Source organism: Delftia acidovorans SPH-1 (assembly GCF_000018665.1).
GTDB classification, from domain to species: Bacteria; Pseudomonadota; Gammaproteobacteria; order Burkholderiales; family Burkholderiaceae_C; genus Comamonas; species Comamonas acidovorans.
Genome location: NC_010002.1, coordinates 2,577,320 through 2,589,503 on the forward strand (window position 1 = coordinate 2,577,320; position 12,184 = coordinate 2,589,503).

Sequence of the window (12,184 nt, forward strand, 5' to 3'; positions counted from 1 at the left end):
TGCGGCGCCAGCGGTTGTTCCACTGAGGCGAAAGCACAAGGAGTAGCAGGGATGGCGCATCACATCTTGATCATCGGAGGGGGCATTGGCGGCACCATGACCGCCAACCACCTGGTCAGCAAGCTGTATCCGGAGGTGGTCACGGGCAAGGTGCGCATCACCATGCTGTCGAACTCGCCCTGGCATTACTACAAGCCTGCCTTCATGTACGTGGCCTTCAATGCCTTCTTCCGCGACGAACTGCGGCGCAGGCAGCGCGGCCTGCTGCGGCCCGAGATCGACTTCCAGGTGGAAGAGGTGGAGCGTTTCGACTTTGCGCTGCAGGCCGTGCACTGCAGGAGCGGCAAGCGCTTCGGCTACGACCACCTGGTGATCTCCACGGGCTGCGTGCCCTCGCCCGAGCGCATCGAAGGCCTGGCCGAGGCCGGCGACCACTTCTACCAGCACGCGCCCGCGCGGCAGCTGGCCGACAAGCTGGCGCGCATAGAAAAGGGCCGCATCTTCGTCACCGTGACCTTTCCCAAGACGCCCAATGTGCCGCACCAGTGCGGCATCGCGCCCATAGAGACCACGCTGATGCTGGACGACCTGCTGCGCCGGCGCGGCGTGCGCGACAAGGTGGAGATCGTCTACACCTATCCCACGGTCTCGCAGCTGCTGCGCAACTGCCTGTTCCTGCAGAAGGACACCTGCGAGATCCTGCCCACGGTGTTCGAGCAGCGCGGCATTCGCCACCAGCGCGGCTTCACGCTGGCGCGCGTGGACCCCGAGGCCAAGGTGGCCCACTCGGAGGAGGGCCAGTCCGAGGACTTCGACATCCTCATGGCCACGCCGCCCATACGCGCCGTGCAGGCCGTGCGCGACTGCGGCCTGTCGCAGGCGCAGGACGGCGAGGGCTGGCTGCCCACCGACCACGAGACCATGCAGGTGCTGGGCCAGAGCCATGTCTATGTGCTGGGCGATACGGTGGACCTGCCGGTGAGCAAGGCCGGCGGCGCCTGCCACAACCAGTCGCCCGTGGTGGTGAACAACATCGCCTCGCAGATCCGCTTCGGCCGCACCAGCGATGCCTACGACGGGCGCGTGGTGGCCATCGCCCAGATGGGCCTGGACGGCGGCATGCCGCTTTGGTACGACTACCAGGTCGACGTCAAGCCCACGCCGCCGACCAAGGTCGGCTCGATGATGCGCAAGGGCTTCAACCGCGGCATGTACTGGGCCGTGGCCCGCGCCCTGGTCTGAGGCCAGGGCCTTTGCATTGTCATTCCAAGCACGAAGACAAGGAGCACCGAGATGAACATCGCTTCCGACATTCCCGTGGCGCAGCCCGCCGCTGGTGGCCTGCTGCAGGACGACGCCGCGCTGCAGGGGCTGGCCGAACTGATGGGCAAGCTGGAGCCGCTGCTGGCGGGCCGGCGTCTGAACCGCGTGGTCGATCTGCTGTCGGCCACGGCGGACCTGGTGGACATGGCAGACGACTACATGGTCGAGAAGGTCGCCAAGGCCTTCGAGGATGGCGTGGGCGGGGCCTGGGCCGCGGGCAATGCCGCGCGCATGGCGGCGGCCCAGGTGCAGGCCATGGAGGAAACGCCCACCCTGATCGGCCTGATGCGCATGGCACGCGAGCCCGATGTGCGGCGCGGCCTGGCCTTCATGCTGGCCATGGCCGGCGCGCTGGGGCGCCAGCATGCCCACGATCCCATCGACTACGCGGCGGACTGAAACGCAGGGCCGAGCCACGGCCGCCCGGCAGCGCACGGGCTGCGGTGGTACAAACGCCGGGGGCGGATGTGATCCGCCCCTTTTCTTTTTGCCCATTGCCCGCCATGCCTTCTTCCTGTTCCTTGCCGGTGCTGCCGGCCGCTGTTCCTGACCGTTGCAGGCCCCGCTGCACCGAGGGCGGGGCATGACCGCGCAGCACCTGAGCCGTGGTGACTGGGCGCGTGCGCTGCTGGTCATCCTGATCTGGGGCACCAACTTCGTGGCCATGAAGTTCGGCCTGCTGACGCTGTCGCCCATGCTGCTGAGCGCGCTGCGCTTCGTGGTGGCGTCGCTGCCCTTTTTGCTGTTCGTGCGTCCGCCCAAGTCGGTGGGCTGGCGCTATCTGGCCGCCTATGGGCTGGTGCAGGGCGTGGGCCAGTTCGGCATGCTGTTCCTGGGCCTGAAGCTGGGCATGCCGGCCGGCATGGCCTCGGTGGTGCTGCAGACGCAGGCCTTCGTCACGCTGCTGCTGGCCGCCTTCCTGCTGGGCGAGCCCGCGCGCCTGTGGCATTGGCTGGGCCTGGTGGTGTCGCTGGGCGGGCTGGTTGCCATCGGCAGCGCCCATGGCGAGGGCGACAACGCCATGACGCTGGCCGGCTTTTTGCTGACCGTGGGCGCAGCCTGCATGTGGGCCGTGTCCAACATGATCACGCGCTATGCGGCGCGCAGCGGCCCCTACGAGCCCTTCCCCTTCATCGTCTGGAGCAGCATCTTTCCCATTGCGCCGCTGATGGCCCTGGCCGTCTGGACGGATGGCGCGGATACGGTCGTGCAGCAACTGGCGGGGATCGACCTGACCGCCGTGGCCTCCATCCTGTACCTGGCGCTGCTGGCCACGCTGCTGGGCTACGGCCTGTGGACGCGCCTGCTGCAGCGCTATGCGGCCGGCACGGTGGCGCCGCTGTCTCTGATGGTGCCCGTGGTGGGCCTGGTCTCGGCCATGCTCCTGCTGGGCGAGCGGCCTACCTTGATGCAGTGGATGGGCACGCTGGCCGTGCTGGCGGGCATGGTGATCAACCAGTTCGGCGGGCGCTGGCTGGCGGGGCGGGCGCGATAGGGGAAAAGGCGCCAGGGAGATGGCCGGGGCCGGTGGCAGGAGGCCGGCTTTGCATTTCTTTGAATGACTCGGGTAATAAAAATCATTATCATTCCCGCTCTTTGAAAGGCGGCGTGCTTCAGGCGCGCGGCCAACGCCCGGCGCCGCACAGACCTTGAACTGTTGTGGCGCCTTTGTCCGTCCGGGCCTGCGCTGCGGCCGCGGCGTCCCGAACGGGCAACGATCCGCAAGAAAGGTCATCCCCATGCAAGCCTCGACCCCGGGAGGGTCCTCTCCATCCTTGCTGCGCTACCGCGTGGCCGTGGCCTCGCGCGCCTTGGCGGCGATTGGCGGCGGCTATCTGCTGTCGGCCGCCTGCGCCGCCACGGGCGCGCGCGCCATGGTCTGGCTGGGCGTGGAACGGGCCGATGCGGCGCTGGGCTCGACGCTGCTGGCCTTCATCATCTACGCCGTGGCGGCCATGTGGGCCTTCGGCTGCGCCAGCGCCTGGCGCGCCTGGGCCGTGATCGGCCTGCCGGGCGCGGGCCTGGGACTTCTGGCCTGGATGCTGTCGAACGGAGCCGCCGCATGAGGGCAGACGGCAAACCCGAGGGACTGCGCCAGTCCATGTCCTGGCTGCACACCTGGAGCGGCCTGCTGCTGGGCTGGCTGCTCTACGCGGTGTTCTTCACGGGCACCCTGAGCTATTTCCGCGACGAGATCAACGACTGGATGCGGCCCGAGCTGCACGGCTCGGTGCAGGACGCCGACACCGCGCAGCGCGCACTGAACGCCATGCAGCGCATCGCGCCGGAGGCCACGACCTGGACGCTGGGCCTGCCCGGCCCGCGCCAGGTGGCGGTGGCCGCATCCTGGCGCGAGCCCGGCGCCGCCACGGGCCGCGCAGGCACCAAGCGCGCCGAGATCGACGCCGCCACGGGCGAGAAGCTGGAGCCGCGCGAGACACGCGCCGGCAACTTCTTCTACCGCTTCCACTTCGAGCTGCACGCCATGCCGCGCATCTGGGGCCGCTGGATCGTGGGCTTCGCCACCATGCTGATGTTCGTGGCCATCATCACGGGCGTGATCACGCACAAGAAGATCTTCACGGACTTCTTCACCTTCCGCCCGCGCAAGGGCCAGCGCTCCTGGCTGGACGCGCACAACGCCACGGCCGTGCTGGCATTGCCGTTTCACATCGTCATCACCTTCAGCGGCCTGGTGCTGCTGATGTTCATGCTCATGCCCTGGGGCATACAGGCGGCCTACAACGGCGACACCAATGCCTACTTCGCCGATGTGCGGGGTGCGCGCGGTCAGGCGACCGGGCAGGGCCCTGGCGCGCGTGGCGCCGGGCAGGAGCGGCAGGCCGCCGCGCTGGCCGATATCGCGCCCATGATGGCCGAGGGCGCGCGCCGCTGGCCCGAGCACGGCGTGGGCAGTATCACCGTCAACGCGCCCGGCACCTCGCGCGCGGTGGTCGAACTGCGCGAAGGCGGCGGCATGAGCCTCATCAACCGCGGCCAGGCCGAGACGCTGCGCTTCGACGGCGTGACCGGCCAGTTGCAGGCCAGCCCCGAGGCGCCCGCCATCTCCTGGGTGCGCGCCACCGGCAACGTGATCACCGGCGTGCACCTGGGCCGCTTTGCAGAGCCCGCCACGCGCTGGCTGCTGCTGCTCAGCGGCGTGGTCGGCACCTTCATGGCCGCGTCGGGCATGGTGCTGTGGGTGGTCAAGCGCATGCCCGAGCGCCGCAAGCTGGGCCGCACGCCCTTCGGCCACCGTCTGGTGGAGGTGCTCAACGTGGGCTCCATTGCGGGCCTGTCGGTGGCCGTGGCCGGCTTCTTCTGGCTCAACCGCCTGCTGCCCGTGCCCATGCAGGGGCGTGCCGACTGGGAAATCAACGGCCTCTTCATCATCTGGCTGCTGTGCCTGCTGCATCCGCTGCGGGTCTCGCACCGCAATGCCTGGCTGCAGCAGATGGCGCTGGCCGCCGTGCTGTACGCGCTGCTGCCCCTGCTCAACCTGCTGACGGGCGGCGCATCGCTGGTGCAGACCCTGGCCAACGGGCAGTGGAGCATCGCCAGCTTCGAGCTGCTGATGCTGGGCCTGGCCGCCATCCACGGCGTGGTGGCCTGGTGGCTGCTGCGCGGCAAGCCGGCAGCGGCTGCAGTGCCTGCAGTCGCCCGCACGCAAGCCCGCGCCGCCAGCCATGCCCCCACGCTGGAGCGCGCGTCATGATGATTCTTGGCGCCTTTTTTCTGGCCTTTGCAGGCTTTGCCGTCATCGCCGCTTCCATGGACCGGCACCAGGACCAGCTGGGCACCGAAGGCCTGGCGCCCGCGCGCCTGAAGGCCTGGCGGCTGGCCGGCTACGCGCTGCTGGCCCTATCGCTGGCGCCTTGCCTGCTGCGCTGGAATGCCTCGGTGGCCTTGGCCGCCTGGCTGGGCCTGCTGACCTTTGCGGCCCTGGCCCTGGGCCTGCTGCTGACCTATGCGCCGAAGTTCGCGCGGCGTGTGGCGATTGTGGCTGCCGCCGCAGGATTGGGGACTTGGCTGCTGCTGGGCTGAGCGGGCAGGTCTTTCCCTTCGCTTTTTCCTGTTTTCCTTTGAGTGAATCACACGGCGGGGCCCCTTGCGGGCCTCGCCCCATTGCTGAGCATGCAAATGGTGCGGACCTCCTATTAATTGTGATTTATCAATAACAATCACATATTTGTGCGCAGAGATCGCTGCGTGATTGAATATCAATATTCAGCATCTGATTTCAATCCATCAGTCAGAAACAAGTTCGATTCGTGTTGTCAAACTGTGGTTCTTTGGCAGGAGAATGCGTATGACTGTTCCGGCATTTTATTTCCCTCTGGTTTTGACTGGCGGCTTGATGCTTGCCTCCAGTATGGCTCAGGCAGGACCCATGCAGGATATAGGGACTGCCTCGGGTCCGCAGTGCGCAGGCCTGGATGTCAATAATTCCGGATATGTGGTGGGCGCCTGTGCAGAGGCCAATGGATCTGCCTCGGGATTTGTTGCCCTGGCGCCCGGCAGCGCGGTGGATCTGGCACATTTGGTCGATGGTCGCAATTGCGTGGCAGGCGCCATCACCAACGTGGGCCGTCTGGTCGGGTGGTGCATGAACAGCAATTCGCTGCCCACTGGCGTGGTCTGGAATGCCACGGCGCCCACCACCGTCCAGGCCCTGCAGGCCCTTGTGGGCGGCGTGCGCACCAAGGTGACCGCGCTCAGCCAGAGTGGCGCGGTCGCGGGTGTCAGCCTCAATGCCGACAACACGGCCTTGCCGGTGATGTGGCGCAACAACGAAACCACGGCACGCACGCTGCCGGCCGGCCTGCTGGGCCTGGTTGCCACGAACTGCGTGCCCGCCGATGTGGACGACCATTCCGTGAATCCGACGATGCCCAATATCGTCGGCAACTGTCCCGGCTCCAGCGGCCGGCCCCAGCCCGTGCTGTGGTCCCCGGGGCTGCTGGGAACCTACGCCTCCGCCGCGCTGCCGCTGCCTGCCGATGCGCTGCACTGCCGCGCTTCCCAGGTGGTGAACTCGCGCATCCTGGGCCATTGTGATTTTGGTGCACAGGGCGGTCATGCCGTGCTGTGGAGCAATCCGGCTTCGGCGCCGCTGGTTTTGTCCACGGGCGCCCAGCGCAGCAGTGCCAAGACGCTGAACGCCAATGGCCGGGTCATCGGCAAGTACAGCAACACCAACGGCGATCCCGTTCCCTTCCACTGGGACACCACGACCAATGTGCGCACCGACATCCCCGCGCCAACCGGTGGCATGCATGCCTCGGTGTCTGACATAGGCGACAACGGCAATGTGGTGGGCAGCAGCGAGATGGGCGATGGCACGCGCCATGCGTTCAAGTGGACCCTGGCCGGAGGATCGGTGGACCTGGGCACGCTGCCTGGCGGCAAGAACAGCGGTGCCATTGCGCTCAGCCAGGACGGCTGCTATCTGACGGGCGGCAGCGAGACGGGCTCGGGGCAGGATACGCATGCGTTTGTGCAGAACCTGTGTGCGCCTTGAATGAATATGCCTCTTTTCATATTTTCAATGAATGGAGTGTTTCATGAATCAATTTAATAAAGCAATGGGTGGCTGGGTTGCCTTGATACGGAAGATAAACATCGTTGCACAGGTCAGATATACGGTATTGCTGCCTTTTGCTTGTGCAATGATGGTGGTGCCCGTTCCTGGTGACGCCAAAGATCTTCGGGAAGCGTACCGTCTTTATGACCAAAATGGCGTTGCCTTCACTCCTATTACAGAATTGAGGAAAGTTTTAGGGGACCAACTCACGGAGGAGGAGCTTGACGAGCTGATTGCGGAGATTGACTCGGATGGCTCAGGCCCCGTGGATCACGATGGATTCATGAAAATCATGACAGGCGAGTGACCCGCGCCTGTGCCGCCCCATGTTCTCAATACGCAGCCCCGAGGCGCTGCACAGGCGCGGCCACCGGCGAATCATCGAACTGCCCCCGCAGCCTTCGCGCCGCGTTCGCAAACAGCAGCACATCCACGCCCACGGCCACGAAGCTGCAGCCCAGGTCCAGGTAGCGGCGGGCCAGGGCGGGGTCCGAGGTCAGGGTGCCGGCCGCCTTGCCGCTGGCGATGATGGTCTTCATGGCGGCTTCGATGGCGGCCTGCACTTCGGGGTGGCCGGGGTTGCCGCGGTGGCCCATGGAGGCGGCCAGGTCGGCGGGGCCGATGAAGACGCCGTGCACGCCGTCCACCGCGCAGATGGCTTCAAGGCTGTGCAGCGCGGCCACGGTCTCGGCCTGCACCAGCAGGCAGACCTCGTCGTCGGCCACCTGCAGGTAGTCGGCGCGCGCGCTCCACTGCGATGCGCGGCCCACGGCACTGCCCACGCCGCGCACGCCCAGTGGCGGGTAGCGCGTGGCGGCCACCACGGCGCGCGCCTGTTCGGCCGTGTCCACCATGGGCACGAGCAAGGTGGTGGCGCCTATGTCCAGCATCTGTTTGATCAGGGCCGTGCTGCCTTCGACCACGCGCACCACGGCCTGGGCCGGGTGCGGGGCCACGGCCTGCAGCGCGGCCAGGGTGCTGCGCACGTCGTTGGGCGCGTGCTCGCCGTCGATCAGCAGCCAGTCATAGCCGCAGGTGGCGGCCGCCTCGGCCAGGTAGGGGTCGGCCATGGACAGCCACAGGCCGATGCGGGGCTGGCCTGCGGCCAGGGCGGTCTTGAAGGGGTTGTGGGCTGGCATGGTGTCCGGTGATTTCGTTGAGGGAAAGATTCAGTCCAGCAGGCCCTGGCAGACGTACTTGGTGTGCAGGTAGTCGTCCAGGCCGTGGGTGGAGCCCTCGCGGCCGTAGCCCGATTCCTTGACACCGCCGAAGGGCGCTGCCTCGGCGGCCAGTGCGCCTTCGTTGATGCCGACGATGCCGGTCTCCAACGCATCGGCCATGCGCCAGATGCGGCGTGCGTCGTTGCTGTAGAAGTAGGCGGCCAGGCCGAAGGGCGTGTCGTTGGCGGCGGCGATGACCTCGTCCTCGCTGTCGAAGACGGTGAGCGGCGCCACGGGGCCGAAGGTTTCCTCGCAGGCGCAGGCCATGGAGGCATCGGCGCCCGTGAGCACGGTGGGCGCGTAGTAGTTGGCGCCCAGGGCATCCAGGCGCCTGCCGCCCGTGAGCACCCTGGCGCCGCGCGCCACGGCGTCCTGCACATGGCGCTCGATCTTTTCCACGGCGCGCGCATTGATCATGGGGCCGATCTGCGAGGCCGGGTCGCTGGCCGGGCCCACGTGCAGCGCGGCCACGCGCGCGGCCAGCTTCTGTGCAAACACGTCGTGCACGCTGCGGTGCACGAAGACGCGGTTGGGACACACGCAGGTCTGGCCGCCATTGCGGAACTTGGCGGCCATGAAGCCGTCGACGGCGGCATCGATGTCGGCGTCCTCGAAGACGATGAAGGGCGCATTGCCGCCCAGCTCCAGCGAGAGCTTCTTGAGCGTGTCGGCGCTGCGCCGCGCCAGGTGCTTGCCCACGGGCGTGGAGCCCGTGAAGGTGATCTTGCGCACGCGCGCGTCGTCCAGCCAGACATCCACCACCTCGGGCGTCTTCTCGCGCGAGGCCGTGACGATGTTGAGCACACCGGCCGGCACGCCCGCCTCCTGGGCCAGCAGCACCAGGGCCAGCGAGGTCAGCGGCGTGTCTTCCGCGGGCTTGCAGACCACGGTGCAGCCGGCGGCCAGCGCGGGCGCGATCTTGCGGGCGATCATGGCGGCAGGAAAGTTCCAGGGCGTGATGGCGGCCACCACGCCCACAGGCTCGCGCAGCGCAAACATGCGCCGGCCCGGCACGGGCGCGGGAATGATCTCGCCGTTCATGCGCGTGGCCTCTTCGGCAAACCATTCGATGTAGCTGGCCGCGTAGGCGACCTCGCCCTTGCCCTCGGCCAGGGGCTTGCCCTGCTCGCGGCTGATGAGGCGGCCCAGGTCGTCCTGGTGGGCCAGCACCAGGTCGTTCCAGCGCTTGATGATGGCGGCGCGCTGTTTGGCGGGCGTCCTGCGCCAGGCGGGGAAGGCAGCATGCGCGGCGTCCAGCGCGGCGCGGGCCTCGGCGGCGCCGGAGTCGGGCACCTCGGTGATCAGTGCGCCCGTGGCGGGGTCGGTCACGGCCAGGCGCGTGGCGGGTGCGGCGGGCGTGGCCGTCGCGGTCGTCCATTGGCCGGCGATGAAGTTGGCGCTGCGCAGCAGCTCGGGGCGGGTCAGGGTCAGTGGCATGGAATCGGTGGATGCAGGTGTTGTAAGGGGCGGCTCAGCTCACGATGCCCAGGTGCCAGGGCACGAACTCATGGTCGCCCAGGCCCAGGGCCTCGCTCTTGGTGGGCTCGCCGCTGGCGTGCCGCAGGATCTGCGCGAAGATGCGCTGCCCCATCTCGGGCACGCCGCATTCGCCGTCCACGATCAGGCCGCAGTTGATGTCCATGTCTTCCTCCAGGCGCCGGTACATGGGCGTGTTGCTGGCCAGCTTGATGGTGGGCGCGGGCTTGCTGCCGAACATGGAGCCGCGCCCCGTGGTGAAGCAGATCAGGTGCGCGCCGCTGGCAATCTGGCCCGTGGAGGCCACCGGGTCGTAGCCCGGAGAATCCATGAAGACGAAGCCCGGCTCGGTGATGGGCTCGGCATATTCGTAGACTGCGCGCAGCGGCGTGGTGCCGCCCTTCATGGCCGAGCCCAGCGATTTCTCGAAGATGTTGGCCAGGCCCCCGGCCTGGTTGCCGTGGCCGACCACGCCGTTGAACTGCGCGTTCTGGCCGGCCGCGTAGCGCTCCCACCAGGCCAAGCGGTCCAGCAGCTTCTGCCCTACGGCTGGCGTGATGGCGCGGCGCGTGAGCATGAATTCCACGCCATGGATCTCGGGCGTTTCCGACAGGATGGCCGTGCCGCCGTGGCGCACCAGGATGTCCATGGCCGCGCCCAGGGCCGGGTTGGCCGTGATGCCCGAAAACCCGTCCGAGCCGCCGCACTCCAGCCCGATCTTCAGGTGGCTGGCGCTGACCGTGCTGCGCCGCGCAGCGTCGGCCTCGGGCAGCATCTCTTCGATGGCGCGTATGCCTGCCTCTATGGTCACGCGCGTGCCGCCGACCTCCTGCATCACCAGGGTGCGCATGAGCCGGCCTTCGCTCAGGCCCTGCGACTGCACCAGGGCATCGACCTGGTTGCGCTCGCAGCCCAGGCCCACGATGAGCACGCCGGCCAGGTTCGGGTGGCGCGCATAGCCGGCCAGCGTGCGGCGCAGCACGTCGAAATGCTCGCTGGGCGAGGACATGCCGCAGCCGCTGGTCTGGGCGAAGGCCACCACGCCGTCCACGTTGGGGAAGGCCGCCATGCGCTCGGCCGTGAAATGCGCGGCAATGCGCTTGATCACCGTGGCCGAACAGTTCACCGACGACAGGATGCCGATGAAGTTGCGCGTGCCCACGCCGCCGCCGGCGCGCACAAAGCCCTGGAAGCTGGCGCGCTGCGCCTCGGGCACATAGTCCACGGACCGCACGTCGGCGCCGAAGGCCGGGTCGCGGTAGTAGTCCACGATGCGCAGGTTGTGGCTGTGCACATAGTCGCCGGCCTCCAGCTCGCGCATGGCCACGCCGATCACGGTGTCGTACTTCTTCACCTGCTCGCCCTCTGCGATGCGGCGCGCGGCGATCTTGTGGCCCGCAGGCACCTGGGCGCGGGCGCGCACGCCCAGTTCGGGAATCTCCTGGCCCAGCGACAGAGCGGTCCTGGCGACCAGCACGTTGTCGTTGGGATGCAGGTGCAGCAGGGGGCTATCGGTGCGGGACATGCGTGGCTTTCATCGGTGTGGGTTCGCGGGCTGTCAGCCCTTCATCAACTCGCGCAGCTTGAGCTTGTCGATGAGCACGGTCTCCTTCTGGTAGACCGTGTTCACGTACTTCTCGTAGTCCGGGCCGTCCAGGTAGAGCAGCGGCGCATCCAGCTTCTCGGCCACGGACTTGAACTCGGGGCTGGCCACGGCGGCGCGGAAGGCCTCGCGCAGCCTGGCCGCCACGGCCGGGTCCAGGCCACGCGGCGCGCCAATGCCGTTGGGCGCATCGACCACCACGTCGTAGCCGCATTCGCGCAGCGTGGGCACGTCCTTGAAGCGCGCCGTGCGCTGCTCGCCCCAGGTCGCCAGCAGGCGCAGCTTGCCGGCCTCCACATGGGGAGCCCAGGAGCTGGAGTCGGCCAGCGCATCCACATGGCCGCCCAGCACGCCCTGCAATGCCTCGGCGCCACCCTTGTAGGGCACATGGTTGAGCTGTATGCCGGCCACGCCCGCAAATTCCTCCATGCCCACATGCGTGGCACCGCCCACGCCCGCGTGGGCATAGGTCACCTGGCCGGGCCGGGCCTTGGCGGCGGCCACGAAGTCCTTGAGCGTCTTGAACGGCGAATTGGCGGGCACGGCAATGCCGAAGGTCTGGCCCGAGGTGCGCGCGATGTAGGTGTAGTCCTTGCGCGGATCGGCCTGCAGGCTGCCCAGTTGCGAAAAGCGCGTGACCGAGATGGGAATCTGGCCGATGGTGTAGCCGTCCGCCCTGGCCGAGGCCAGCACCTTGGCGCCGATCATTCCCGATGCGCCCGCGCGGTTCTCCACCGCGATCGGCTGGCCCAGCAGCTTGCCGGCCACCGTGCACAGCGCGCGCATGGACTGGTCGGCCGTGCCGCCCGCCGGCCAGGGGCAGATGAAGGTGATGGGGCGTTCGGGCCAGTTCTGGGCGAAGAGGGGGCCGGTGGCGGCCAGTGCGCTGGCGCCGAGGGTGGCGAGCACGAATTCGCGCCGGCTTGCATGGCGTGTGCGTGGGGTGTTCATCGCTTGTCTCCTGTATTGGCTTTTTGC

12 protein-coding genes are annotated in these 12,184 nt (G+C 67.9%); 8 read left to right on the forward strand and 4 right to left on the reverse strand.

Going from position 1 to position 12,184, the window contains the following annotated elements:
- The first annotated feature begins 51 nt into the window (after window positions 1-51).
- The 8 genes from DACI_RS11685 (at window position 52) to DACI_RS11720 (ending at window position 7,214) form a co-directional block, all read left to right on the forward strand.
- The gene (locus DACI_RS11685) at window positions 52-1,242 is read left to right on the forward strand and encodes an NAD(P)/FAD-dependent oxidoreductase (protein ID WP_012204258.1); all 1,191 of its coding nucleotides are present in this window, start codon (window positions 52-54) and stop codon (window positions 1,240-1,242) included.
- A gap of 51 nt (window positions 1,243-1,293) precedes the next feature.
- A complete protein-coding gene (locus DACI_RS11690; RefSeq protein ID WP_012204259.1) occupies window positions 1,294-1,722 on the forward strand; it encodes a DUF1641 domain-containing protein in 429 nt (142 codons plus the stop codon).
- A gap of 184 nt (window positions 1,723-1,906) precedes the next feature.
- Complete coding sequence (locus DACI_RS11695; protein ID WP_012204260.1) at window positions 1,907-2,818, forward strand: O-acetylserine/cysteine exporter; 912 nt, start codon at window positions 1,907-1,909, stop codon at window positions 2,816-2,818.
- 244 nt (window positions 2,819-3,062) lie between these two features.
- Window positions 3,063-3,389 (forward strand): DUF3649 domain-containing protein, encoded by a 327-nt coding sequence (locus DACI_RS11700; protein ID WP_012204261.1) that lies wholly within the window; start codon window positions 3,063-3,065, stop codon window positions 3,387-3,389.
- Entirely contained in the window at window positions 3,386-5,038 is a 1,653-nt protein-coding gene (locus DACI_RS11705; protein WP_012204262.1) for a PepSY-associated TM helix domain-containing protein, read from the forward strand. Before DACI_RS11700 ends, DACI_RS11705 begins: the two co-directional genes overlap by 4 nt.
- Entirely contained in the window at window positions 5,035-5,367 is a 333-nt protein-coding gene (locus DACI_RS11710) for a DUF3325 family protein (RefSeq protein ID WP_012204263.1), read from the forward strand. Before DACI_RS11705 ends, DACI_RS11710 begins: the two co-directional genes overlap by 4 nt.
- A 562-nt stretch (window positions 5,368-5,929) precedes the next feature.
- Complete coding sequence (locus DACI_RS11715) at window positions 5,930-6,844, forward strand: HAF repeat-containing protein (RefSeq protein ID WP_225971077.1); 915 nt, start codon at window positions 5,930-5,932, stop codon at window positions 6,842-6,844.
- Between the two features lie 43 nt (window positions 6,845-6,887).
- A complete protein-coding gene (locus DACI_RS11720) occupies window positions 6,888-7,214 on the forward strand; it encodes an EF-hand domain-containing protein (protein ID WP_157059646.1) in 327 nt (108 codons plus the stop codon).
- Window positions 7,215-7,239: 25 nt separating this feature from the next.
- On the opposite strand, the gene hpaI is transcribed toward DACI_RS11720, so the two are convergent.
- The 4 genes from hpaI to DACI_RS11740 are packed head-to-tail and all read right to left on the reverse strand — an operon-like array spanning window position 7,240 to window position 12,157.
- Entirely contained in the window at window positions 7,240-8,046 is an 807-nt protein-coding gene (hpaI, locus tag DACI_RS11725; protein WP_012204265.1) for a 4-hydroxy-2-oxoheptanedioate aldolase, read from the reverse strand.
- 30 nt (window positions 8,047-8,076) lie between these two features.
- Window positions 8,077-9,564, reverse strand: coding sequence for an NAD-dependent succinate-semialdehyde dehydrogenase (locus DACI_RS11730; protein ID WP_012204266.1), 1,488 nt, complete (start codon window positions 9,562-9,564; stop codon window positions 8,077-8,079).
- A 34-nt stretch (window positions 9,565-9,598) separates the two neighbouring features.
- Window positions 9,599-11,128, reverse strand: a complete 1,530-nt coding sequence (locus tag DACI_RS11735; RefSeq protein WP_012204267.1) for a UxaA family hydrolase — start codon at window positions 11,126-11,128, stop codon at window positions 9,599-9,601.
- Between the two features lie 33 nt (window positions 11,129-11,161).
- A complete protein-coding gene (locus DACI_RS11740) occupies window positions 11,162-12,157 on the reverse strand; it encodes a Bug family tripartite tricarboxylate transporter substrate binding protein (protein ID WP_012204268.1) in 996 nt (331 codons plus the stop codon).
- Window positions 12,158-12,184: the final 27 nt, after the last annotated feature.

Coding starts and splice junctions, on each gene's coding strand:
- hpaI (WP_012204265.1), bottom strand. CDS start 8,046: ATGCCAGCCCACAACCCCTTCAAGACCGCCCTGGCCGCAGGCCAGCCC.
- DACI_RS11710 (WP_012204263.1), top strand. CDS start 5,035: ATGATGATTCTTGGCGCCTTTTTTCTGGCCTTTGCAGGCTTTGCCGTC.
- DACI_RS11685 (WP_012204258.1), top strand. CDS start 52: ATGGCGCATCACATCTTGATCATCGGAGGGGGCATTGGCGGCACCATG.
- DACI_RS11740 (WP_012204268.1), bottom strand. CDS start 12,157: ATGAACACCCCACGCACACGCCATGCAAGCCGGCGCGAATTCGTGCTC.
- DACI_RS11730 (WP_012204266.1), bottom strand. CDS start 9,564: ATGCCACTGACCCTGACCCGCCCCGAGCTGCTGCGCAGCGCCAACTTC.
- DACI_RS11705 (WP_012204262.1), top strand. CDS start 3,386: ATGAGGGCAGACGGCAAACCCGAGGGACTGCGCCAGTCCATGTCCTGG.
- DACI_RS11690 (WP_012204259.1), top strand. CDS start 1,294: ATGAACATCGCTTCCGACATTCCCGTGGCGCAGCCCGCCGCTGGTGGC.
- DACI_RS11700 (WP_012204261.1), top strand. CDS start 3,063: ATGCAAGCCTCGACCCCGGGAGGGTCCTCTCCATCCTTGCTGCGCTAC.
- DACI_RS11720 (WP_157059646.1), top strand. CDS start 6,888: ATGAATCAATTTAATAAAGCAATGGGTGGCTGGGTTGCCTTGATACGG.
- DACI_RS11715 (WP_225971077.1), top strand. CDS start 5,930: ATGAACAGCAATTCGCTGCCCACTGGCGTGGTCTGGAATGCCACGGCG.
- DACI_RS11735 (WP_012204267.1), bottom strand. CDS start 11,128: ATGTCCCGCACCGATAGCCCCCTGCTGCACCTGCATCCCAACGACAAC.
- DACI_RS11695 (WP_012204260.1), top strand. CDS start 1,907: ATGACCGCGCAGCACCTGAGCCGTGGTGACTGGGCGCGTGCGCTGCTG.